Source organism: Luteimonas sp. MC1828 (genome assembly GCF_016461615.1).
Classification (GTDB): Bacteria; Pseudomonadota; Gammaproteobacteria; order Xanthomonadales; family Xanthomonadaceae; genus Luteimonas.
The window spans coordinates 1,491,001-1,511,980 of record NZ_JAEMNY010000001.1 but is presented as its reverse complement, the minus strand read 5'-3'; the positions used below and the strand labels follow the sequence as shown (position 1 = coordinate 1,511,980).

Genomic DNA, 20,980 nt, shown 5'->3' with positions numbered 1-20,980 from the left:
TCGCCATGAACCGGATCCTGGAAACGACGATGTCGAAGGCGTGGCTGCTTGTGTTGCTGGTCGCACTGCTGGTTCCCGGATGGGCGCAGGCGCAGCGCATGGAAGGCGATCGCGCCGGCGCGCAAGGGCTTTACGAGGCCGAGGTGACGGTTGCCAGCCAGGCTGAAGGCGCGCGCCAGTCGGCGTATTCGCGCGCCCTGGCCCAGGTGCTGGGCAAACTTTCCGGCGACCGCAGCGTCGCCAGCCGCCCGGGCGTGGCGCGCGAACTGCGCCGTGCCGGGGATTTCGTGGCCGGCTACGACTACCGCCAGGACGAGGGCCGTTCCGCCGCGGGCGCGCCCACCTACACCACCACCCTGGTGGTCAGGTTCCGCGAGGACGATGTCAACGCCATCGCCGGGGCGCTGGGGCTGCCGATGTGGCCCGAGCCGCGCCCGAAGCCGGTGCTGTGGCTGGCGATCGACGACGGCAGCGGCCCGCGGCTGGTGGCGCTGGCGCAGAACACCGTGGCGAGGCCGGTGCTCGACCGCGCCATCGAGCGCGGCTACCGCCTCGGCCTGCCCAACGGCAGCGCCGCCGAACAGGCCGCGGTCGGCGCCATCTGGCGTGGCGACACCGCGGCGATCGCACGCCTTTCCGCGCGCTACAACCCGCCGATGCAGCTGATCGGCAAGCTCTACCGCGGTGCCAGCGGTTGGAAGGCCGACTGGGTATTCGTGGACGGCGGTCGCGTGCTGTCGAAGTGGACCACCGAGGAAGCCAGCGCCCGCCGCGCGATTGCCGGCGGTGCCGACGGCGCCGCCGATGCGCTCGTCCGGCGCTACGCCAAGGCCAATGCCGTCGGCGAGCCGGGCGTGCAGCACGTGGTGATCACCGGGATCAACGGCGCCAACGATTTCGTGCGCCTGTCGTCGTGGCTGCAGTCGAACTCGGTGGTGCGTGGCATGCGCCCGGTGCGCGCCACGGCCAACTCGCTCGAGCTTGAACTCGACCTGCTGACCGGGCTGCCGGGCTTCCGGCGCGTGCTGGACGGCGACGTGCTGGCCGAGTCTCCGGACAACATCGAAGGCGCGCCGCCGGTGTTCATCCTGCGATGAATCCGCCTTCCTCGCCCGATGGTTCCGATGCGGTGATCTCGCGTTTCCTGGTGCGCCTGCAGCGGGCGGCACTGCTGCTTGCGCTGGGTTGGCTGGTGTGGCTGCTCGCGCCGGTGCTGACCCCGTTCGTGCTCGCCGCAATGCTGGCCTGGCTGGGCGATCCGCTGGTCGACCGGCTCGAGGCGCGCGGACGCTCGCGCAACGTGGCGGTACTGCTGGTGTTCTCCGCGATGCTGCTGGTACTGGTGCTGGCGCTGGTGATCCTGGTGCCGATGATCGTGCGGCAGGTGTCCACGCTGGTGGACTCGCTGCCCGGCTACGGCGACTGGATCCTGCAGACCGCCTTGCCCTGGGTTGAAGCGCGCACCGGGCTGGACATCCTCGGCTGGCTCGACCCCGAGCGCCTGGCGGCCTACGTCCGCGAGCACTGGGAGCGCGCCGGCGGGATCGCTGCCACCGCGCTGGGTTACGTGTCGCGGTCGGGCTTCGCGGTGCTCGGCTGGGTGACCAACCTGGTGCTGCTGCCGGTCATCACGTTCTTCTTCCTGCGCGACTGGGACCGCATGGTCGAGCGCGTGGCGGCGATGATCCCGCGCGACCATCTCGATACCGTGTCACGGCTCGCGCGCGACTCCAGCGAGGTGCTGGGCGGTTTCCTGCGCGGACAGTTCCTGGTGATGCTGATCCTCGGCGTGATGTACGGCGTCGGGCTGTGGGGCGTCGGCCTGGAGCTTGGCGTGTTGATCGGCCTGATCGCCGGCCTGCTCACCTTCGTGCCGTACCTCGGCCCGGCCAGCGGCATCGTGCTCGGCGTGATCGCGGCCCTGGTGCAGTTCGGCGACTGGCAGCACGTGGCCGGGGTGCTGGTGGTGTTCGGCATCGGCCAGGTGATCGAAAGCTACTGGCTGACGCCCAAGCTGGTGGGCGACCGCATCGGCCTGCACCCGGTGGCGGTGATTTTCGCGGTGCTCGCCGGCGGCCAACTGTTCGGGTTCCTGGGCATGCTGCTGGCGCTGCCCGCCGCGGCGGTGGCGAACGTGCTGCTGCGTTTTGCCCATGAGCGCTACACGGCAAGCCGCCTGTACGCGGGCCAGGCACCTGCGATCGTGGTCGCGCCGGCAAGGTCGGTGATCGTGCTGCCCGACGGCCAGGCCGGAAAGGACAGCGGCGGCGCGTGACCAGGCAGTTGCCGCTGGCGCTGCGCTATCCGCCCGACCAGCGATTCGACAGTTTCGTCGGCGCGCCGGCCGGTGCGCTCGACCAGGTGCGCGCGCTGGCCTTGGGCGACGGCGGTTGGCTGTACCTCTCCGGCGCCGCCGGCACCGGCAAGACGCATCTCGCGCTTGCGGCTTGCGCCGAAGCCGAAGCGCAGGGCCGACGCACCGCGTATCTGCCGCTGGCCGCGGCCGCGGGTCGCGTGGGCGACGCGCTGGAGGCGCTGGACGGCATGGCGCTGGTCGCGCTGGACGGCCTGGAAGCCATCGCCGGCGGGCGCGACGACGAGATCGCGCTGTTCGATTTCCACAATCGCGCGCGCGCCGCCGGCAGCCAGGTGCTCTATGCCGCGCGCGCCGCGCCGGATGCGCTGCCACCGGGGCTGCCGGACCTGCGGTCGCGGCTGTCGCAGTGCGTGCGCATCACGCTGCAGCCGCTGGATGACGATGGGCGTGCCGAAGTGCTGCGGCTGCGCGCCCGGCGACGTGGGCTGCAGTTCGACGAGGCGGCGATCGCGTGGCTGCTGCGGCGGACCGGGCGTGACCTGGTCGGGCTGACGGCGCAGCTCGATGCCCTGGATCGGGCATCGCTGGCGGCGCAGCGGCGGGTGACGGTGCCGTTCCTGCGCCAGGTGCTGGGTCCCGACGCCGCCTAGGCGCCGGTGCCGCTCAGCGGTGGTACTCGCCGGCCCGTTCGGGCTGGTAGGTGACTTCTTCGATGCGCACCTTGACCGTGCCGCCGCCGGGCTTGGGCCATTCCATCTCGTCGCCCTGCGACAGGCCGAGCAGGGCGCTGCCGACCGGGGCCAGCACCGAAATACGGTCGGCGCTGCCGTCGGCATCGCGCGGATAGACCAGGGTCAGCTTGAAGTCTTCTTCCGGGCCGACGCGGAAGCGCACGGTGGAATTCATGGTGACAACGGTCGGCGGCACGTCCTTCGGGCCGACCACTTCGGCGCGCAGCAGCTCGGCCTCGAGCGCCGCGCGGCCGGGGAAGGTGCCGTCCGGGAGGGATTCGAGCAGGCTTTCCAGGCGCTCGGCGTCCAGGCTGGACATGATGATCTTGGGTCGGGTTTCCACGCGTGCTTCTCCTGCATGTGGGCCTGCCGCCAGCAAGACGCCCCGGGTCGACTGGCGTCGGCCCCGGGGCGCGGAATGGTCGGCGGCAATGATTTCCTTGGACTCCACTGTAGCGGGAGCCGGCGGCGAGCTCAATCGGTGCCGCTCAGCCCTGGAAGCACCAGTGCCAGGGTTCGTGGACGATCCCGTGCGGGTTGTCGCGCGGATAACTCATGGTGAAGCCGTGTCCGCCCGCGTTGGTCGCCAGCCAGGCGAACGCCGGGGTGGCTTCGAAGGATTCCTCGGCAGCGGGCTCACCGGGGGCGGAAATGTCGAGCGCCTGGCCTGAGTGGTGCTCGGACCAGCCGGGTGCGGCGTTTACTGCAAGGATCGCGTCGAGCGCCAGCCCGCGCGCCAGCTTCCGCTCGAGGATGCCGAGCTGGTAATCGTGGCTGCGGTAGCCGGAGATCGCTTCCAGCACGATCCCGTCGCGCAGCGCGGCGGCGGCCATGCTGCGCCAGGCACGGGCAGCGTCGGCGCGCAGCCACAGCGCGCGGCGATAGCGGTCGTGGCCGGCGTGGGCCAGCCACGCGGGTTCCGGCACCAGCGCCAGGCCGGTGCGCGCGGCGTAGGCGTGGCCGTCGATGCCGAGCGCCTCCAGCCTTGCCTCGATCCGCTGCACGGGGAGCGTGGCGACCGCATCCAGGCCGGCGCGCTCATGGTGGACGGGATGCGCGAGGGCATCCAGGGCGGCATCGATGCCGGGTTCGCGCGCCAGCCGCGGCACCAGCGCGAGCAGGCCTTCGGGAAGCTCCGCGGCAAGCAGGGCACCATCACGCTTGCGGCGCAGCACGGTGCGCGCGCCGGCCAGTGCGCGGGCGTCGCGATTGCCGCGCGCACGCAGCACCCCGCCGGGCCAGAGTTCGATATCCGGGGTGTTGAGCAGGATCCGGTCGCTGCCGCGGCGCATGCGTGCGGCCTAGGCGGCGACGCCGGCGTCGGCGTCGGGCAGCGCGTCGGGCGCGGCTTCGGGGTCGGCATGCGGCGCGTCGGCATCGTCCGCGGCGGGCGCAGGTTTGGCCTGCGGGCCTTCATCGAGGCTGTAGAACAGGCCTTCGATGCGGCGGTCGGGCCCCACGGTGATCGAGGCCTGCATCACCAGCTGGCCGCGCTGGACGGGTACTTCCACCACCGCGGCGTCCCCGATCCGCTCGACCCGCGGCTCCCCGCGCGTGCTTTCTGGCGCGCGGCGCGCGTAGGCGGCGTGCGTCGCCTGCAGGTCCTCCACGCTCAGTGTGTTGCGCAGCTCCACCGAGAATGCTTCGTGCGCTTCTTCCACCTGGCCGGCATCGAACAGGTCGAGGAAGCGCGTGGCGATGGCGACCGCCTCGTCGTCGCTCACGGGCGCGGCGGGCTTCGCGCAGGCCGTGGTGGCCAACAGCAGGCTGGCAACGAAGCCGGCGACGGCGAAGCGTGCAGCGCGGCGGAGACGGGCAGGGCGGCGGGCGTCGGTGGCGGTCATCTGGATCCTCTGGCGTGGGGATGCGGCGATCAGGGGTCGATTGTGCCCCATACACTATCGTCCCCTCCCAGCCAGGAATCCGGATGATCCGCCTCGGTACGCCGCTGTCCGCCCATGCCACCCGCGTCCTGCTGCTCGGTTCCGGCGAACTCGGCAAGGAAGTCGCCATCGAACTGCAGCGGCTGGGGGTGGAAGTGATCGCCGCCGACCGCTACGCCGACGCGCCGGCCATGCAGGTCGCCCACCGCAGCCACGTGCTGGACATGCTCGATGGCGACGCGGTGCGCAAGCTGATCGACCGCGAGCGGCCGCACATCGTGGTGCCCGAGCTCGAGGCGATCGCCACCCGCACCCTGGTCGACCTGGAACGCGAATCCGCCGCCGCGGTGGGCGAGGCCGGCGTCCTGCGCGTCGTGCCGACGGCGCGCGCGGCCTGGCTGACGATGGATCGCGAAGGCATCCGCCGGCTGGCCGCCGAAACGCTGGGCCTTGCGACATCGCCGTACCGCTTCGTCGACACCCACGCCGAGTACCGCGAGGCCGTGGCCGCGATCGGCCTGCCCTGCGTGGTCAAGCCGGTGATGTCGTCGTCCGGCAAGGGCCAGAGCACGCTGCGCGTGGAGGCCGATATCGATGCCGCCTGGGACTACGCGCAGCGCGGCGGCCGCGCCGGCGCCGGCCGCGTGATCGTCGAGGGCTTCGTCGACTTCGACTACGAGATCACCCTGCTGACCGTTCGCCACGCGGCCGGCACCACGTTCTGCGAGCCGATCGGGCACCTGCAGCGCGACGGCGACTACCGCGAAAGCTGGCAACCGGAGCCGCGGATGACGCCCGCGGCGCTGGCGCGCTCGCAGGCGATCGCGCGCGCGGTCACCGACGATCTTGGCGGCTGGGGCGTGTTCGGCGTGGAGCTGTTCGTGAAGGGCGACGACGTCTGGTTCTCGGAAGTCTCGCCGCGACCGCACGACACCGGCCTGGTCACCCTGGTCTCGCAGGAGCTCAGCCAGTTCGCGCTGCATGCGCGCGCGATCCTCGGGCTGCCTGTGCCGGTGATCCGCCAGTGGGGCGCGTCGGCGTCGTGCGCGGTGCTGGCCGAAGGCCATGGCGTGCCGGAGTTCGGCAACGTCGATGCCGCGCTGCGTGCGCCCGACACCGCGCTGCGCCTGTTCGGCAAGCCGCGCGTGGAAGGCCAGCGCCGCGTCGCGGTGACGTTGGGGCGCGCGGCCGACGTCGACACTGCCCGTGCGACCGCACGCGACGCTGCTGCGGCGCTCACCGTCGAACTGCGATGATGGCCGCCAGGCAACCCACAGGAACCGACCCGCGATGAAAGGCCGTGACGGCTATGCCGTGTTCTTCTTCCCGCAGGCGCTCGAAGCGCTTGGCGAGGCGATCAAGCCCTACATCCAGGACAACCCGGTGGTGGGCCAGCATCTGTCGTGCGACGAGATCGACACCGGCGGCGGCCTGATCGAAATGACCATGAAGGGCCGCATGCCCACCGGCGAGGACGTGACGCTGGAAATGATGGTGCCGGCGTCGATGGTGCGCATGGTGGTGTCGCGCCAGAGCGGCGGCATGTTCGGTTTCGGACCGCGCACTTACGACGAGGCGACTACCGTGCTGCCGGTTATTGCGGCGCCGGCCCCGCCTGCCGCGGCTCCCGCGCATGCGGTGCCAGATGCCGGTCCGGACGTCGGTGCGGTAGAGGCGCCAGTGACGACGGGTCCCGATGTCGGCACCGACGTGGCAGGCGCGCCGGCGGATGCCACAGGCAGCACCGCGGCCAACAAGCCGTCTCCCTGAGACGCTCCGCGCGTCGGCACGCGCGCAGCGCCGGATCTACTCCGCGAGATCCACCCACACCAGGCGGTGGTCGCTGCCGTCGATGATCGCGGCATCGGGAGTGCCTGGCGCGGGCCAGAACACGCCGCTGTCGACCGCGCGGAACCCGGTCGACGGCAGCACGTAATCCAGCCGCAGCGGCCCGACCCGCGCGCCGAAATCGCCGGTGGCATGCACGACCGCACCGCGCCGCCCGGGCTTGTCGGCACCCGCGGCGTAAGGGGCGCCATCGCCGCGCGGCGTGGCCATGCGCAGCACCCGCGGATGCTCAAGCAGTTCGACGATTGCCTCGTGGCGGCCGTCGCCGTCCGCGGGATCGTTGTTGAGGTCGCCGAGGATGGCGAAGCGCGCGCCGGCCGCCAGCCCGCCACAGCGCCCCTGGTCATCGCAAAGCCAGTCCGCGTTGCCTGCCGAGAGGTATTCGCTCCACAGGCGGATCTCGTCGTGGTTGCGCGCGCTGTTGCGGCGCTCGGCGCCGTCGAACACCGGCGGCGTGGGATGCGAGGCCAGCACGTGCACCACGCCCAGCGGCGTGCGCACCGGCACGTCCCAGTGCGACTTGGACGACAGCCGCAGCTGGCTCCAGATGGCGTCGGGATGCCAGGACAGGCCGGTTGCCGGGTCGAGCGGCCGTGCCGCACCCGGCATGGCGCTCCAGCGCAGCAGCTGGAACGTGCGCGCCGCGGCGGCGTCGATCGGATGCATCGACAGCAGCAGCATGCCGTACTGGCCCGGGTGCAGGCCGTAGCCCCAGGCGTCATTGCCCCGCTCGCGGCGCGCGGCCGGGCTTTCGCCGGGCACCGCGGACGCTGCGCCGACCGTGCCGCTGCGGTCGAGGTCCAGGCCGCTGGGCACGCCGGTGTTGACCGGTGCGAAATAGCGGTACGGGTAACGCAGCGCTTCGCCGCCGCCGGCCTGCGGCTGCTCGAGGTAATCGCGCTGGAACAGGTCGGCCGCATGGCCATCGGGGTCATGGTCGAACTCGTTGAGCAGCACGATGTCCGGGCGTACGCGCTGCAGCACCGCGGCCACCTTGCGCGCATCGGCGTCGCCGGCCGCGAGCCGCCGCTGCAGGCCACCGGCGTCGTCGGAATACAGCGAGGCGTTGTAGCTGGCGATGCGCAGGGTGTCGGGTCGGGTCATGGCCTGTCCGGGGTCGCCGTGGACGTTCACGCGCACGCAGCCGGCAAGCAGTGCGCAGCACAGCAGCATGGCCCACGGTCGCGCAGGCACGCGCGCGCTCATGCGCCGCCTTCCTGCGGAAACGCCTGCCAGCCACGGCCGTCGAAGCGTTCGAGGGGTTGGAACCTGCGCTTGTAATCCATCTTCCGGTGTCCCGAGATCCAATAGCCGAGGTAAAGGTGGCGGCGGCCGTCGCGGCGCGCCCAGTCCAGCTGGTGCAGGACCGCCAGCGTGCCGAGGCCGCGCGCGGCCTCGTCGGGGTCGTAGAAGGTGTACACCGCGGACAGCGCATCATCGGCCAGGTCCGTGACCGCCACTGCGACAAGCCGATGGTCGATGCGCAGTTCGAGGAAGCGCCCCTGCGACCAGCTGCCGACCAGGAACTGGTCGAACTCGGTCTTGCCGTGCGCATCCATGCCGCCGCCGGCATGGCGTCCGGTGAGATAGCGGCGGTACAGCGCGAAGCGCTCGTCGGTCTCGCCCGGCGTGGTGATGCGTGCCTCGACGTCGGCGTTGCGCGTCCAGCAGCGCCGCTGGCTGCGATCGGGCGTGAACCCCGCCACGGGGATACGCACGGCGACGCAGGCGCGGCAGCCGTGGCAGTGCGGGCGATAGACCAGATCACCGGAGCGCCGGAAGCCGCGTTCCAGCGCTCGGGGATAGGCCGCGGGCAGGCGCGGATCGCCCGGATCCAGCACCAGGTCGCGTGCGTCGCGCTCGGGCCAGTAGCCGCAGGGATGCTCCGCGGTGTGGAACAGGCGCATGGGTGCCGACTCAACCATGGTGGCGGGCCGGCTGCGGCGGTGCATGGCGGGCGCGGTGCATGCGTGCAGGATACCGCCGCGCGTCGCAGTGGCTGCGAACCGACCGGCGGCTGAACGCGCCGGGCGCGGCGTCAACCCGGCGGCGCGCCGGGCGTTGACCGGTGCACATGCAGCAATGTCGCTGCGCGCAAAGGAGTCACGCATGAAGCGTCATGCCCTGTTTCTCGCCACCGCCCTTTCCGTTGCTGCCTTGGGCGCGGCGTCCGTCGCCAGCGCGCAGGCCGACGCTCCGGCGCGCAGCACCCAGGCGCAGTCCGACGGCGCCAAACCGGCCGATGCCGGCAAGCGTCCGCAGCGCGGCGGCCACGGCCACCACGGGCGTCGCGGGCACGGTCCGGGCATGGGCTTCGGAGGCGGCATCGAGCGCTTCGACAGCGACGGCGACGGCCGCGTCAGCCGCGCCGAATTCGACGCCGGCCAGGCCGCGCGCGCCGCTGCACGTGAAGCGCGTGCCGCCGCGAAACCGGAGGCCGAAAAGGCCGGGTCGTCGCGTCGCGGACCGCGACACGATGGTCATGATGGCTCCGCACCGCAGGCGGGCAAGCTCCGCGGCCCGCGCATGGCGATCGATTTCGACGCCGTCGATACCAACAAGGACGGCCAGATCGTCCGCACCGAGGCGATGGCGCACGGCGAGCGCATGCAGGCGCAGATGCGCAGCGAACGCGAGCGCCACTTCAGCGAGTCGTTCACGGCCGCCGACCTCAACAAGGACGGCAAGCTGAGCCGTGTCGAGGTGGACGAGAAGATGCCGCGCCTGGCGAAGCGCTTCGCGTGGATGGACGACAACCGCGACGGATTCCTGGGCAAGGCCGAACTGCAGGCCGGCTCGCACCGCTGAACCGCTGACGGGGTGGCGCCGCGATGCCCGGCGCCGGTGGCCCGCGCTGCAAGGCGCGGGCCACTTTTTTGTGCGGGAGCCGGGTACCAAGGCCCTTGAGGACTCATGTCCCCCGGCAATGGCCTTGCAGCCATCGCCTCCTCCTTGACTTCGCCCTCAAGGGCCTTGGCACCCGGTACGCCGCAGTACGCGGTGACCCAGGAGCACACCCCGCGATCCCGAGCATGATTGCGGTACCTGCCGCCGGCGCAGAGCCCCGAAGTGGCCGGGAGGCCTTCGCGGGGAAGTCAAGGAGGAGGCATCCGCCGCCAGGCGGATCCGGGGGACATGAGCCGCGAAGGCCTCCCGGCCACTGCCGGGCGCTCCGGGTCACGCCGCGGCCGGGATGCAACGCCGCGAGAAGAACCTTTTTTCTCAGCCGTGCAGGTAAAGCAGCACGATGCCGCCGATGATCGCGATGTTGCTGACCAGCACGCCGCTGGTGCCGAAGGTGAGGCGGTAGCCGAGCTGCCGCCATTTCGCCCCGCCCGGATGGCGTTGCGCATCGCGGCGCAGCAGCGGTGCCATGGTCTTCTGCATCGGGCCGAGCAGCTGGTAGTTCAGCACCGCGATCGCCGCCAGTGCCAATGCCGACGCCGGCACCATGCTATCGAACGCGAGCGCCGCGACGAGCGTGGCGCCCACCGCGACCAGCGACGTCCACAGATAGCTGTGGTAGACGCGGATGACCTCCTCGCGCTCGGCTTCGTTCTCGGCATAGCCGAGCAGCATCCGACGGCACAGCCAGGCGGTGATCAGCGTGGCCAGCAGGCCGCCACCGAGCGCGCCGGCGGTGCCGAGCACGCTCTTGCCGAGCAGGCCGCCGAGCACCGCAGGCGCCGCCTTGGCGAACCCCGTCGCAGCCGCCGGCCGCGCCACGCCCAGCAGCGCCACCACGCCGACGGCGAACGCCGTGCCTGGCGCGCTGCCGCGCGCGAACTCGCTGAAGCGGCCGATGAGGTCCGCGCGCACGCTCTTGCGTGCCCGGGACAGGCGCTTGCGGACCGCGGCGTCGGACAGGCCGAGCAGCGACGCGACCTGACGCGAATTCTGGCCCTCGCGGTAGTACAGCAGCAGGACTTCGCGGCTTTCCTCGGGCAGTTCCGAGATCAGGTCGGCGGCAAGCTGCTCGCGTTCGGCGTCGAGCAGGCGCTCGTCTGGCAGTGCGGAGGGGTCGGCGGCATGCGCGATGGCCAGCTCGGCGGCTTCACCATGGACGTTGCGGTTGCGCTGGCTGCGCAGGTGGTCATAGGCCAGGTTGCGGGTGATCTGCCGCAGCCACGGCAGGAAACTCGCCGGGTTCTGCAGGCGCTTCAGGTTCTGCCAGGCGGACAGGAACGCCTCCTGGGCGATGTCCTCGCTGGCGGTGACGTCGCGGGTGATCGCCAGCGCCACCGCGGTCACGGTGTTCTGGCTGGCGACGATGATCCGACCGTAGGCGTGCTCGCAGCCGTTCGCGGCGGCTGGAAGGTCGCGGTGGATGAGGGCGTCGATCGCGGTGGTGGACATGGGCGGCTCACGGCGGCGCATCGGGGCCGCATCAATGGTACCGGGACGCGCGCAGGCACCCGGATGTGACCGGGCGGCGACTCAGGGTGCGTCGACGCGCTGCCAGTCGCTGCCTTCGCGCCTGACCGCGAGCTCACGCGCCGCCTCGCCGGCCACCGCCAGCTGCACGCTGCCCGTGCCCGAACCATCGGTGCGGTAGTCGCGCACTTCGACCCGGGTCCGGTCCGCTTCGGCGCAGCGTGCCGACGATGCGGGAACCACGTCCAGGCCGTCGGCGGCCAGGGTTTCGATCAGGCTGGCCGCCGGGTCGGCGTCATCGATCGCGAGGCAGGCACGCCTGCCTGCGCGGTCGTCGAGCACGTCGCGCACCAGGGTCGCGGCCAGGAGCGGCGGCGTGGGAACGCGATGGACCTCGTCCGGAAGCGTGGCGAGCATGTCCAGGCCGGCCGCACCCGGGACGCCGGTCGCGGTAGACGCGGATGCGTGTCCGGCATCAGGCGCAGCCGCGACCGCGGGCGCTGGATCCGCCGGCAGCGGCTTGTCGCCGCTGTTGAAATTGACGATCACCACCGCCGCGATCACCGCGATTCCCATCAGCAGGCCGTAGCGGAAGCGCCCGCCGCCGCGCGCTGCGAGGGGGCTGCGGTCGCCGCCTGCGATCGCGGCGGGCGGCAGGAAGCTTTCCGTACGCACTGGCGAGGCCTGCAGCAGTCCGGCATCGCGCAGCAGCTGCCGCGCCTCGGGCTGCTGGTCGGAGCGCAGCACCCACACTGCCGGCCGCGGCGCGCTGTCGCTGCCGTCGCGGTAGCTGAAATTGCCGCGGATCGCGCCGCGGTAGGAGCGGCCATTGCTGATCCGCACCTCGATGCCGGCCTCCTCGAGCAGCCTGGCGACCGCCTCGACATTCTCGATGCGCGGGCTGGAAAACAGCTGGCGCACGGGGTCAGTCCTTGGCCCGCAGGGGGCCCGCGCGATCGTCGGCCACCACCCGGATCATGCCTTCCTGCGCGGTGCTGGCGACCAGCCGGCCGCCGCGGTCGTAAATCAGCCCGCGGGCCAGGCCACGCGCGCCCTGCGCGCTGGGGCTGTCGATGGAATACAGCAGCCAGTCGTCGGCGCGGAACGGGCGGTGGAACCAGAGCGCGTGGTCGAGGGAGGCCATCTGCACGTTCGGCTGGTAGTAGCTGATGCCGTGCGGGAAGGTGGCGGTGCCGAGCAGATGGAAGTCGGACGCATAGGCGAGCAGCGCGCGGTGCAGTTCCGGCGCGTCGCCGACTTTTTCCGCCAGCCGGAACCAGACCTGCTGGTAGGGCGGGCGCTTGGGCGGGTTGAGTTCGTCGCGCGGGTACACGTGGCGGAATTCGAACGGGCCGCTGCGGTCGAGCCAGCGCTGCACCTTGGTGGACAGCGTGGCCAGCACCGCGGGCGGTACGCCGGGCGCGGGCTCGATGTCGTCGGGATGCGGCACCTCGGGCATCGACAGCTGGTGTTCGGCGCCGTCCTCGTGCTGCTGGAACGACGCGGCGCAGAAGAAGATCACCTTGCCGTGCTGGATCGCGGTGACCCGGCGCACCGAAAAGCTGCCGCCGTCGCGGGTGCGGTCGACGTCATAGACGATCGGCGAATCCACGTCGCCGGCGCGCAGGAAATAGGCGTGCAGCGAGTTCGCGTCGCGCGGCTGCTCGAGGGTGGCGTGGGCGGCTGACAGCGCCTGGCCGAGCACCTGGCCGCCAAATACGTACTTGGTGCCGATATCGCGGCTCTGGCCGCGGAACAGGTTGTCCTCGAGGCGCTCCAGGGAGAGGAGGTCGACGAGTTCGGAGGCGGGGGCAGGGCGGTTGGGCATCCGCGGATTATACGGGCCGCCGCCCCGGCATCAGGACTGCGGCAGGCGCTGCAGCCGCGTGGCGCGCAGCACGCGCGCCCACGGGAACAACGGCCCGGGGTCGCGTTTGCGCTGCACCAGTACGGCGGGATCGTCGCTCGCCGCCACCGTTCCGGCATCGAGCTCTTCGTGGCCGGCGATCCAGCGCAGCGCGGGCAGGTCGGCCACCAGCGTGGCGAGCAGCACGTCGAGCGCGGCGAGCTGCGCCTCGGGATACGCCTCGTCCATGGCCTGGTGCCGTGAATCGAGCCAGTGTGGCCAGCGCCCGGTGTTGACCAGCTCGATCCCGACCGCGCGCGCGTTGTAACCACGCACGTGGTGGGCGATGCGGTGGTGGGCGACGTACCGGACGGTGTCGCCGTCGCGGTCGATGTACCAGTGGCCGCTGTTGCCGGTGCCCGACGCCGGATACAGCACGCGTTCGCCGTACGTGCGCGCGGTGGCGAGGTCGGGAAGTTCGGTGCAGTGCATCACCACCAGGTCGACCTGCGACAGCGGGCGCGTGTCCAGCAGGTGCTCGTAGGGCAGCGGGTCCAGGCGCACGTCATGGCCAAGGGCGAGGTCGCGGCGATGCTAGCATTCACGCATGTCGCCGCCGATCCTTCGCCTCCCATGACCGTACGCGGCCACTGCATCCTCTCGCACGGCTTCGAGAGCGGCCCCGATGCCACCAAGGTCACCGCCCTCGCCGAGGCCGCGGAGCGCCTGGGCTGGAGCCACGAGCGTCCGGACTACACCGATCTCGATGCACGCAGCGAACTCGGCCGGCTTGGCGACGTGGCACAACGCCTTGCGCGGCTGCAGGCGCTGGCCGAAGCGCGCGCGACGCAGGGCCCGCTGGTGCTGGCCGGTTCGAGCCTGGGTGCGTGGATTTCCGGGCAGGTGTCGCTGCGGGTGCCCGTGCGCGCGCTATTCCTGATGGCGCCACCGGTGCGGTTGAATGCCGAATATCCGCTGGATGCGGCGCGCGTGCCCACCGCGATCATCCACGGCTGGCACGACGAACTCATCCCGGTCGCCGATGTCGTCGGCTGGGCCGGCGAGCGCAACGATCGCCTGCTGCTGGTCGACGACGGCCATCGCCTGTCCTCGCACGTCGAGGCGTCGGCCGCGCTGTTTTCCGACCTGCTCGCCGCGGTGGCGCCGTGAGGTTCTTCGCCAGCTGCGGCAAGGGTCTCGAATACCTGCTCGCCGACGAGCTGGTCGCGCTCGGCTGCGCGCGCGCCACCGCGACGATGGCCGGCGCGCACGTCGACGGTGACCTGGTCGACGCACAGCGCGCGGTGCTCTGGTCGCGCCTCGCCAGTCGTGTGCTCTGGCCGCTGATCGAGTTCCCCTGCGATGACGAGGACACCCTGTATCGCAACGTGGTTGCGCTGCCGTGGGCCAGCCATCTCGCACCCGGGCTCACGCTGGCCGTGGATGCGCATGTGTCGGGCACCGGCATCACCCACGCACGCTTCGCCGCGCAGCGGGTCAAGGACGGCGTGGTCGACAGCCTGCGCGCCGACACCGGCGACCGTCCGGACGTCGACCTCGACGCACCCGACCTGCGCCTGAACCTGGTGGTGCGCAAGGGCCGCGCGGTGCTGTCCGTCGACCTTGGCGGCGGGCCGATGCATCGCCGCGGCTGGCGCCGCGCGCAGGGCGAGGCGCCACTGAAGGAAACCCTGGCCGCGGCGGTACTGCTGCGCGGCCACTGGCCGCAGGTGTATGCCGAGGGCGGCGCGCTGCTGGATCCGATGTGCGGCAGCGGCACGCTGCTGGTCGAAGGCGCCGCGATGGCCGCCGACGTGGCTCCGGGCCTGCTGCGCCACGGCGATGCGCTGCCGTCGCGCTGGAGCGGTTTCGACACCGCGGCCTGGGCGACCCTGCGCACCGATGCCCTTGAGCGCGAACGCGCCGGCCGCGGCGCGCTGCGCCAGGTGTTCTTCGGCAGTGACTTCGATCCCGCGGCGCTGCGCGCGGCGCGCGAGAACGCCACCGCCGCCGGATTCCGCGACGCCATCGCCTTCGACGAACGCCAGATCGCCGCGCTGCAGCCGATGGCGCAGCTACGCGGACTGGTGGTCTGCAATCCGCCGTACGACGCGCGCCTGTTCGCGGATGCGCAGCTCTATCGCACCCTGGGTGACAGCCTGCGCCGGATCGCGCCGGGCTGGCGCGCGAGCCTGCTCTGCGGCAGCGCCGATCTCGCCCGCGCCACCAACCTGCGCGCGCAGAAGGTCTACCAGCTGTTCAACGGCGCGCTGGAATGCAGCCTGCTGGTCAGCGACCCGGTGTTGCCGCCGGTACGCGAGGACGCCACGCCGCGCGCGCTGACACCCGGCGCGCAGATGCTCGCCAACCGCCTGCGCAAGAACCTGCGCGCGCTGAAGGCGTGGCGCGCGCGCGAGGACGTGGACTGCTTCCGCGCCTACGACGCCGACCTGCCCGAGTACGCCGTGGCGATCGACGTCTACACCGAAGCCGACGACCCCGACGCCACCTGGCTGCACGTGCAGGAATACGCCGCGCCCGCCGACATCCCCGAGGCAGACGTGCGCCGCCGCTTCGGCGAAGTGCTGGCCGCGGCGCGTGAAGTCTTCGGCGTGCCGCGCGAGCGCGTGGCGACCAAGGTGCGGGCGCGCGGCAAGGGAGGCAGCAAGTACGCCGATGGCTTCGACCGCCGCGGCGAGTTCCTGCAGGTGCGCGAAGGCGCGGCGCGGCTGCGCGTGAACCTGTTCGACTACCTCGACACCGGCCTGTTCCTCGACCACCGTCCGCTGCGCCGCCGCCTCTATCAGGAAGCCCGCGGCAAGCATTTCCTCAACCTGTTCTGCTACACCGGCGCGGCCACCGTGCAAGCGGCGGTCGGCGGCGCGGCCAGCACGACCAGCGTCGACCTGTCGGCCACCTATTTGCAGTGGGCCGCGGACAACCTGCGCGGCAACAGTGTCGACGGCCGCCCGCTGGGCGGCAGCCGCCACCGCATGGTGCAGGCCGATGCCGTCGCCTGGCTCGAAGCCGACGACGGCCTGTACGACCTGGTGTTCTGCGACCCGCCGACGTTCTCCAACTCCGCGCGCGCCGACGATTTCGACATGCAGGCGCAGCACGTGCGCCTGCTGCGCGCGGCGGTGGAGCGGCTGTCGGACGAGGGCGTGCTGTATTTCTCGAACAACTACCGGCGCTTCCGCCTCGACGACGAAGCGGTGGCCGCATTTGCGGAGTGCGAGGACATCAGTGCCGCGACCATCCCGCAGGACTTCGCCCGCAATCCGCGCATCCATCGCGCGTGGCGGCTGCGGCGGCGTTCGTAGGACGGTGTAATCCGGGCAGGCACGGGAGCGGCCCTGGCCGCCGCAGGGAGTCCCCCGCAGGGATGCGGAGCGCGGGCATCGCAGCGTTGCAACAGCGGTGCTGTCATGCGCGCGCGGCGCCCCGATGATGTGGGCAGACACATCCAGGAGCCACGCCATGTCCCCGGCCACCCCATTCGATTCCACCCGCGTCGTCCGCAAGGTGCGCGGCCGCGCCGCGTCCGACGGCGCGGGCGTCAGGCTCACGCGCGTGATCGGCGGCCAGGAGCTCCCGGACCTCGACCCGTTCCTGCTGCTCGACGAGTTCGGCACCGATCGCCCCGAGGATTACCTGGCCGGCTTCCCCGACCATCCGCATCGCGGCTTCGAGACCGTCACCTACATGCTCGACGGGCGCATGCGCCATCGCGACAACCACGGCAACGAAGGCCTGCTGGTGCCCGGCAGCGTGCAGTGGATGACCGCGGGCCGCGGCCTGGTGCACTCGGAGATGCCCGAACAGCAGGAAGGCCGCATGCGCGGTTTCCAGCTGTGGGTGAACCTGCCGGCGAAGGACAAGATGACCGCGCCGCGCTACCAGGAGTTCGCGCCCGAGCGCATCCCGCTGGTGGCGGTGGCCGAGGGCGTGGAGGTGCGCGTGGTGGCCGGCGAGGTCAGCGGCGTCGATGGCGTGCGCGTGCGCGGCCCGATCGAGCAGCCGGCGACCGATCCGATGTACCTCGATGCGTCGCTGGCGCCTGGTGCCGCCTGGGAACACCGCCTGCCGGAAGGCCACAACGCCTTCGCCTATGTGTTCGAGGGCGATGCGCTGCTCGGCAGCGGCGACGAGGCGCGCCAGCTCGTCGCGCACGAACTCGGCATCCTCGGCGGCGGCGACCTGCTGCGCGTGCAGGCCGGCGCGGCGGGCACGCGCCTGCTGCTGGTGTCCGGCCGCCCGCTGCGCGAGCCCGTCGCGCGCCACGGGCCGTTCGTGATGAACACCCGCGAGGAGCTGATGCAGGCCTTCGTGGACCTGCAGGAAGGCCGCTTCTGAGACACGCGCGGGGCGGCGCCGAGCGTCGCCCCGCGCGGATGCTCAGGGCGTGCCGGTGACTGGTGCGTCCTCGCGGCCCAGCCAGCCGTAAAGGCCGCCCCCGATGATCGCGCCGACGATCGGCGCCACCCAGAACAGCCACAGCTGGCCGAGTGCGCCGGACCCGGCGAACAGCGCCACCGCGGTCGAACGCGCCGGGTTCACCGAGGTGTTGGTGACCGGGATGCTGATCAGGTGGATCAGGGTCAACGCCAGGCCGATCGCGATCGGTGCGAAGCCTGCCGGTGCGCGGCCATGGGTTGCGCCCATGATCACCACCACGAACATCGCGGTCAGCACCACTTCGCACAGCAAGGCCGCGGCCATCGAATAGCCGCCGGGCGACAGCGCGTCGAAGCCGTTGGTCGCGAAGGCACCGGCGGCAGTCGGGTCGATCGCGAAGCCGGCGCTGCCGCTGGCGATCAGCAGCAGGATCCAGGCCGCGAGGATGCCACCCGCCACCTGGGCGACGATGTACGGCACCAGTTCGGAGATCGGGAAGCGGCCGCCGGCCCACAGTCCCACGCTGACCGCCGGGTTGAAATGCGCTCCAGAGATGTGTCCGAACGCGTACGCACCGGTGAGCACCGTCAGGCCGAACGCCAGTGCGACGCCGTGAAACCCGATCCCCAGCGGATTGCCATCACCGCCGAAATGCGCGGCCAGCACCGCGCTGCCACAACCGCCAAGCACCAGCCAGAACGTGCCGAGGAACTCGGCCGCGAGTTTCTTGATCATGTCGTCCCCTCACATCGGGCGGCCGTGGCGGCCGCGCCCCGACGTGCACGCTAACCGCGCGCACGCCCGGGTGTGTTCGCCCTTTGTTAAGGCGCCCGGCGGGGTCAGTTGCTGGAAATTCGCACGTCGCCGAAGTGCAGCAACTCGGCCACCGACATCGCCTGCGACATTTCCTGGGCGTTGCCCGCGCGCAGCGAGATGTGGGCAACCTGGTTGCGACCCAGCTCGACGATCGTTTCCCTGACTTCGACGCCGGCCGTGCTGGACAGCTCGCCCCGGTACCACCAGATCGACTGCCCGTCGATCACGGTCTCTTGCACGCGATCACCACGGCGTGGCTTGAACGGCGCCTCCGCGCTGAGCATCACCGCCAGCAGCTGGCCACCGTCGCTGGCCCGGATGGCCTTGCAGAAGGTGTAACCGCTGCCCTCGAGCTTTTCCCAGGCCAGTCCGCTGTCGGCTGGCAGGGCCGGACAGCCCCCGCCGGATTGCGCGTGCACGGCACCGGACATCAGCAGGCACGCCGAAGCCAGCAAGATCGTTTTCATGGTGGTCCCCCCCGGGCAGCGCAGGACAAGGCGCTGCAGCCTCTGGATACTCCCTTGGGGGGACTTGTCATTCTGTGACTTGCGTCACCGTTCTGGCAGGGGGATGAACTCGTTGTCGCCCTCGATCTCGCCGAAGCGCCCTGCCAGCCAGTCGGCCTTGGCCTGTTCGATGCGTTCTCTTGACGAAGACACGAAGTTCCACCAGAGGTGCCGGCGGCCGTCGAGCGGCTCGCCACCCAGGAGCATCGCCTTCAGCGGCGTCTTTGCGCGCAGCACCGCGGCGCGGCCTGGATCGGGCACCACCAGGTGGCGTGCGGGTATGTCGACGCCGTCCAGCTGTGCGTCCCCTTCGAGGATGTAGAGCGCGCGTTCCGGCTGGTCGGCCGCGATGCGCAGCTCCGCATCCGGCGCGAGATCGATCGCGACGTTGAGGATCTCGCTGAACACATGCACCGGCGACACCTCTCCCCAGGCGCGGCCCGCGATCACCCGCAGCCGTGCGCCGGGCAGCGTGATCGTGGGCAGGCTGGCCGCCGAGTGGTGGTGGAAGGCCGGCGGCGCTTCCTCGTCCGACTTCGGCAGGGCCACCCAGGTCTGCATGCCGTGGATCGGGTGGGCGGCCTGGCGCACTGCCCGCGGCGTGCGCTCGGAATGCGCGATGCCGCGCCCCGCCGTCATCCAGTTGACGTCGCCGGGAAGGATGTCCTGGTTGAAGCCGAGCGTGTCGCGGTGGTTGATGGCGCCGGACCAGAGGTAGGTCACCGTGGCCAGCCCGATGTGCGGATGCGGGCGCACGTCGAGGCCGGTGCCGCGCTCGAACACGGCCGGGCCCATGTGGTCGGCGAACACGAACGGCCCGACGCTGCGCGCTTCGATCGTCGGAACGGCGCGCCGCACGGTGAATCCGCCACCAAGGTCGTGTTCGCGCGGACGGATGACGAGGGTCATGCAGTGCCTCCATGGCAATCGACTGGTGCCAGCATCGCAGGTTGCCACGGCGCCGGCCGCCTCGCCGCTGCAACGCAGCGTACGCGCGTCAGCTTGGCGGGTGGCGCGCCACCAGTCGCTCCGCCAGCCGGGTGGGCTCGGGCTGCCGATGCGTGGTGGTGAAGCGCATCACCAGGTCGGCGGCCGACGCCATCGCCACCCGGTGCCCGGCGGAGACTACCAGTGGCGCGCTGCCGGGCTTGCTGCGCAGCAGCCAGCCGATCTGCGGACCGCGTACCTGGCTGCGCAGGGCGGTGTAGGCGCCGCGCGTCTCATGTGGCTCCGGACCGCCGCCGGCGACGATCGTGTCGGCCACGCCGATGCAGGGCAGGTCGGCGGTGACGCCAAAACGCGTGGCGATGCCCGCGTGGTCCGGATGGGCGCCGCCGTGGCCATGGATGAATGCGAGATCGGGAGGGCGTGGCAGCGCCTTGAGCGCCGCAAGCAGGACGGGCAGCGCGTCGAAGGACGCTCGGTCCGCACCTCCCGGCAACCCGAGGCTCACGACCTCGCCGGCCATGAGTTCCAGCGTGTCGGCGTCGAGCAGCACCGCGGCCCCGCGCACGGTGGCGCCATCGTCCTCGGCGCGGGCATGGAAGCCTGCGATGGTGCGCAGCGGCTTCGTGAAACGGTCGCGCAGCTCAAGCTCTCCGGCGGCCGCGGATGGCAGCGACGCCAGGTCCGGGGGATCCTCGTGGTCCGTGGGCATTGCCATCAGAACGCGCCGATGCGCAGGTGCGGCCGCCCGTCGGCGTCGTGGTCGATGTCGTAGCGGCCGCCGTAGATGGTGTCGTCGATGGGATCGACGTGGCAGTCGCACAGTGCCGCGACGATGCCGGGAACGGTGTTGCTGTGTCCGACCACCAGCACCGTGCCGTGGCTGTGCGCTTCGCGCAGCATCGCCGCCAGGTCGGCGGCGGGCATCGCGGCGTCGTACTCGTGCAGTTGGAGCCCGTGCGCCGTCGCCGCGGCGAGTCCGGTCTGGCGCGTGCGCGCGAATGCGCTGGTCCAGGCCGCGACCAGCGGTACGTCGCGCAGCTGTGCCGCCAGGGCGTCGGCACGGGCCTGGCCGCTTGCCGAGAGGTCGGGATCGCGCGAGTCATCGACCTTTTCCGCGTGCCGCACCACGATGAAGGCAAGCGGCGCGGCCGCGCCTGCAGCGGTATCGACGACGTCGGTACCCGCGCAGGCGGCCAGCAGGCACGCCGTCGCGACGAATGCCAAGGCCATGGCCGCGCCGCGAGCGCGCGGCGCAGGAGAAGGGGGCAGCTGCATGGGGGCGGAGACCTGCGGAAGACGCCGGCAGCATACGC

At 71.5% G+C, this 20,980-nt stretch carries 23 protein-coding genes; 9 read left to right on the top strand and 14 right to left on the bottom strand.

The window, feature by feature from the left end; all coding sequences use genetic code 11:
* Positions 1 to 29: 29 nt before the first annotated feature.
* The 3 genes from JHB91_RS06915 to hda are packed head-to-tail and all read left to right on the top strand — an operon-like array spanning position 30 to position 2,967.
* A complete protein-coding gene (locus JHB91_RS06915; protein ID WP_199472683.1) occupies positions 30 to 1,097 on the top strand; it encodes a DUF2066 domain-containing protein in 1,068 nt (355 codons plus the stop codon).
* Entirely contained in the window at positions 1,094 to 2,275 is a 1,182-nt protein-coding gene (locus JHB91_RS06910) for an AI-2E family transporter (RefSeq protein ID WP_199472213.1), read from the top strand. The genes JHB91_RS06915 and JHB91_RS06910 overlap by 4 nt, the downstream gene beginning before the upstream one ends.
* Positions 2,272 to 2,967 carry a DnaA regulatory inactivator Hda gene (hda, locus tag JHB91_RS06905; protein ID WP_199472212.1) on the top strand — a complete coding sequence of 232 codons (696 nt, stop codon included), beginning with the start codon at positions 2,272 to 2,274 and terminating at the stop codon, positions 2,965 to 2,967. The genes JHB91_RS06910 and hda overlap by 4 nt, the downstream gene beginning before the upstream one ends.
* A 13-nt stretch (positions 2,968 to 2,980) precedes the next feature.
* On the opposite strand, the gene rnk is transcribed toward hda, so the two are convergent.
* The 3 genes from rnk to JHB91_RS06890 all read right to left on the bottom strand — a co-directional run bounded on the left by rnk (position 2,981) and on the right by JHB91_RS06890 (position 4,892).
* On the bottom strand, positions 2,981 to 3,391 hold the full coding sequence (rnk, locus tag JHB91_RS06900; RefSeq protein ID WP_199375063.1) for a nucleoside diphosphate kinase regulator: 411 nt from the start codon (positions 3,389 to 3,391) through the stop codon (positions 2,981 to 2,983).
* Between the two features lie 145 nt (positions 3,392 to 3,536).
* Positions 3,537 to 4,340, bottom strand: a complete 804-nt coding sequence (locus JHB91_RS06895; RefSeq protein WP_199375064.1) for a M15 family metallopeptidase — start codon at positions 4,338 to 4,340, stop codon at positions 3,537 to 3,539.
* Between the two features lie 9 nt (positions 4,341 to 4,349).
* Positions 4,350 to 4,892, bottom strand: a complete 543-nt coding sequence (locus JHB91_RS06890; protein ID WP_199472211.1) for a hypothetical protein — start codon at positions 4,890 to 4,892, stop codon at positions 4,350 to 4,352.
* 83 nt (positions 4,893 to 4,975) lie between these two features.
* On the opposite strand from JHB91_RS06890, the gene purT reads away from it, so the two are divergent.
* Positions 4,976 to 6,187 (top strand): formate-dependent phosphoribosylglycinamide formyltransferase, encoded by a 1,212-nt coding sequence (gene purT, locus JHB91_RS06885; RefSeq protein ID WP_199472210.1) that lies wholly within the window; start codon positions 4,976 to 4,978, stop codon positions 6,185 to 6,187.
* Between the two features lie 34 nt (positions 6,188 to 6,221).
* Complete coding sequence (locus tag JHB91_RS06880) at positions 6,222 to 6,701, top strand: hypothetical protein (RefSeq protein ID WP_199472209.1); 480 nt, start codon at positions 6,222 to 6,224, stop codon at positions 6,699 to 6,701.
* A gap of 36 nt (positions 6,702 to 6,737) precedes the next feature.
* Here the strand turns inward: JHB91_RS06880 and JHB91_RS06875 are convergent, their stop codons facing one another.
* The gene (locus JHB91_RS06875) at positions 6,738 to 7,985 is read right to left on the bottom strand and encodes an endonuclease/exonuclease/phosphatase family protein (RefSeq protein ID WP_233398532.1); all 1,248 of its coding nucleotides are present in this window, start codon (positions 7,983 to 7,985) and stop codon (positions 6,738 to 6,740) included.
* Positions 7,982 to 8,731: an arginyltransferase gene (locus JHB91_RS06870; protein ID WP_199472208.1), complete on the bottom strand. Its 750-nt coding sequence runs from the start codon at positions 8,729 to 8,731 to the stop codon at positions 7,982 to 7,984. Before JHB91_RS06870 ends, JHB91_RS06875 begins: the two co-directional genes overlap by 4 nt.
* A 157-nt stretch (positions 8,732 to 8,888) precedes the next feature.
* Between JHB91_RS06870 and JHB91_RS06865 the strand changes: the two genes are divergently transcribed.
* Positions 8,889 to 9,587, top strand: a complete 699-nt coding sequence (locus JHB91_RS06865; protein ID WP_199472207.1) for a hypothetical protein — start codon at positions 8,889 to 8,891, stop codon at positions 9,585 to 9,587.
* Positions 9,588 to 10,001: 414 nt separating this feature from the next.
* Here JHB91_RS06865 and JHB91_RS06860 read toward each other — a convergent pair whose 3' ends face one another.
* From JHB91_RS06860 to JHB91_RS06845, 4 genes are all read right to left on the bottom strand, one after another.
* Positions 10,002 to 11,135: a sigma-70 family RNA polymerase sigma factor gene (locus tag JHB91_RS06860; protein WP_199375070.1), complete on the bottom strand. Its 1,134-nt coding sequence runs from the start codon at positions 11,133 to 11,135 to the stop codon at positions 10,002 to 10,004.
* An 81-nt stretch (positions 11,136 to 11,216) separates the two neighbouring features.
* Positions 11,217 to 12,074: a DUF2007 domain-containing protein gene (locus tag JHB91_RS06855; protein ID WP_199472206.1), complete on the bottom strand. Its 858-nt coding sequence runs from the start codon at positions 12,072 to 12,074 to the stop codon at positions 11,217 to 11,219.
* 4 nt (positions 12,075 to 12,078) lie between these two features.
* Positions 12,079 to 12,981 carry an acyl-CoA thioesterase II gene (gene tesB, locus JHB91_RS06850; RefSeq protein WP_199472205.1) on the bottom strand — a complete coding sequence of 301 codons (903 nt, stop codon included), beginning with the start codon at positions 12,979 to 12,981 and terminating at the stop codon, positions 12,079 to 12,081.
* A 30-nt stretch (positions 12,982 to 13,011) separates the two neighbouring features.
* Positions 13,012 to 13,563, bottom strand: coding sequence for an N-acetylmuramoyl-L-alanine amidase (locus tag JHB91_RS06845; protein WP_343225065.1), 552 nt, complete (start codon positions 13,561 to 13,563; stop codon positions 13,012 to 13,014).
* A gap of 69 nt (positions 13,564 to 13,632) precedes the next feature.
* Between JHB91_RS06845 and JHB91_RS06840 the strand changes: the two genes are divergently transcribed.
* The 3 genes from JHB91_RS06840 (at position 13,633) to JHB91_RS06830 (ending at position 17,355) form a co-directional block, all read left to right on the top strand.
* Positions 13,633 to 14,169 carry a hypothetical protein gene (locus JHB91_RS06840; protein ID WP_199472680.1) on the top strand — a complete coding sequence of 179 codons (537 nt, stop codon included), beginning with the start codon at positions 13,633 to 13,635 and terminating at the stop codon, positions 14,167 to 14,169.
* Complete coding sequence (rlmKL, locus tag JHB91_RS06835) at positions 14,166 to 16,322, top strand: bifunctional 23S rRNA (guanine(2069)-N(7))-methyltransferase RlmK/23S rRNA (guanine(2445)-N(2))-methyltransferase RlmL (protein WP_199472204.1); 2,157 nt, start codon at positions 14,166 to 14,168, stop codon at positions 16,320 to 16,322. The genes JHB91_RS06840 and rlmKL overlap by 4 nt, the downstream gene beginning before the upstream one ends.
* Positions 16,323 to 16,479: 157 nt before the next feature.
* The gene (locus JHB91_RS06830; protein ID WP_199472203.1) at positions 16,480 to 17,355 is read left to right on the top strand and encodes a pirin family protein; all 876 of its coding nucleotides are present in this window, start codon (positions 16,480 to 16,482) and stop codon (positions 17,353 to 17,355) included.
* Positions 17,356 to 17,397: 42 nt separating this feature from the next.
* Here JHB91_RS06830 and aqpZ read toward each other — a convergent pair whose 3' ends face one another.
* From aqpZ to JHB91_RS06805, 5 genes are all read right to left on the bottom strand, one after another.
* Positions 17,398 to 18,132 carry an aquaporin Z gene (gene aqpZ / locus JHB91_RS06825; protein WP_199472202.1) on the bottom strand — a complete coding sequence of 245 codons (735 nt, stop codon included), beginning with the start codon at positions 18,130 to 18,132 and terminating at the stop codon, positions 17,398 to 17,400.
* 104 nt (positions 18,133 to 18,236) lie between these two features.
* On the bottom strand, positions 18,237 to 18,680 hold the full coding sequence (locus tag JHB91_RS06820; RefSeq protein WP_199472201.1) for a hypothetical protein: 444 nt from the start codon (positions 18,678 to 18,680) through the stop codon (positions 18,237 to 18,239).
* Positions 18,681 to 18,764: 84 nt separating this feature from the next.
* On the bottom strand, positions 18,765 to 19,628 hold the full coding sequence (locus JHB91_RS06815; protein WP_199375079.1) for a pirin family protein: 864 nt from the start codon (positions 19,626 to 19,628) through the stop codon (positions 18,765 to 18,767).
* A gap of 88 nt (positions 19,629 to 19,716) precedes the next feature.
* Entirely contained in the window at positions 19,717 to 20,382 is a 666-nt protein-coding gene (locus tag JHB91_RS06810; RefSeq protein WP_199375080.1) for an endonuclease V, read from the bottom strand.
* Positions 20,382 to 20,897, bottom strand: coding sequence for a phosphoglycerate mutase family protein (locus JHB91_RS06805; protein ID WP_199472200.1), 516 nt, complete (start codon positions 20,895 to 20,897; stop codon positions 20,382 to 20,384). The genes JHB91_RS06810 and JHB91_RS06805 overlap by 1 nt, the downstream gene beginning before the upstream one ends.
* Between the last annotated feature and the right edge of the window lie 83 nt (positions 20,898 to 20,980).

Bases quoted from the DNA above. Each gene is read 5' to 3' on its own strand.
- JHB91_RS06915 (WP_199472683.1), top strand. From the start codon at position 30: ATGTCGAAGGCGTGGCTGCTTGTGTTGCTGGTCGCACTGCTGGTTCCC.
- JHB91_RS06910 (WP_199472213.1), top strand. From the start codon at position 1,094: ATGAATCCGCCTTCCTCGCCCGATGGTTCCGATGCGGTGATCTCGCGT.
- JHB91_RS06895 (WP_199375064.1), bottom strand. From the start codon at position 4,340: ATGCGCCGCGGCAGCGACCGGATCCTGCTCAACACCCCGGATATCGAA.
- JHB91_RS06890 (WP_199472211.1), bottom strand. From the start codon at position 4,892: ATGACCGCCACCGACGCCCGCCGCCCTGCCCGTCTCCGCCGCGCTGCA.
- purT (WP_199472210.1), top strand. From the start codon at position 4,976: ATGATCCGCCTCGGTACGCCGCTGTCCGCCCATGCCACCCGCGTCCTG.
- JHB91_RS06880 (WP_199472209.1), top strand. From the start codon at position 6,222: ATGAAAGGCCGTGACGGCTATGCCGTGTTCTTCTTCCCGCAGGCGCTC.
- JHB91_RS06875 (WP_233398532.1), bottom strand. From the start codon at position 7,985: ATGAGCGCGCGCGTGCCTGCGCGACCGTGGGCCATGCTGCTGTGCTGC.
- JHB91_RS06870 (WP_199472208.1), bottom strand. From the start codon at position 8,731: ATGCACCGCCGCAGCCGGCCCGCCACCATGGTTGAGTCGGCACCCATG.
- JHB91_RS06865 (WP_199472207.1), top strand. From the start codon at position 8,889: ATGAAGCGTCATGCCCTGTTTCTCGCCACCGCCCTTTCCGTTGCTGCC.
- JHB91_RS06860 (WP_199375070.1), bottom strand. From the start codon at position 11,135: ATGTCCACCACCGCGATCGACGCCCTCATCCACCGCGACCTTCCAGCC.
- tesB (WP_199472205.1), bottom strand. From the start codon at position 12,981: ATGCCCAACCGCCCTGCCCCCGCCTCCGAACTCGTCGACCTCCTCTCC.
- JHB91_RS06840 (WP_199472680.1), top strand. From the start codon at position 13,633: ATGACCGTACGCGGCCACTGCATCCTCTCGCACGGCTTCGAGAGCGGC.
- JHB91_RS06830 (WP_199472203.1), top strand. From the start codon at position 16,480: ATGTCCCCGGCCACCCCATTCGATTCCACCCGCGTCGTCCGCAAGGTG.
- aqpZ (WP_199472202.1), bottom strand. From the start codon at position 18,132: ATGATCAAGAAACTCGCGGCCGAGTTCCTCGGCACGTTCTGGCTGGTG.
- JHB91_RS06820 (WP_199472201.1), bottom strand. From the start codon at position 18,680: ATGAAAACGATCTTGCTGGCTTCGGCGTGCCTGCTGATGTCCGGTGCC.
- JHB91_RS06815 (WP_199375079.1), bottom strand. From the start codon at position 19,628: ATGACCCTCGTCATCCGTCCGCGCGAACACGACCTTGGTGGCGGATTC.
- JHB91_RS06810 (WP_199375080.1), bottom strand. From the start codon at position 20,382: ATGGCAATGCCCACGGACCACGAGGATCCCCCGGACCTGGCGTCGCTG.
- JHB91_RS06805 (WP_199472200.1), bottom strand. From the start codon at position 20,897: ATGGCCTTGGCATTCGTCGCGACGGCGTGCCTGCTGGCCGCCTGCGCG.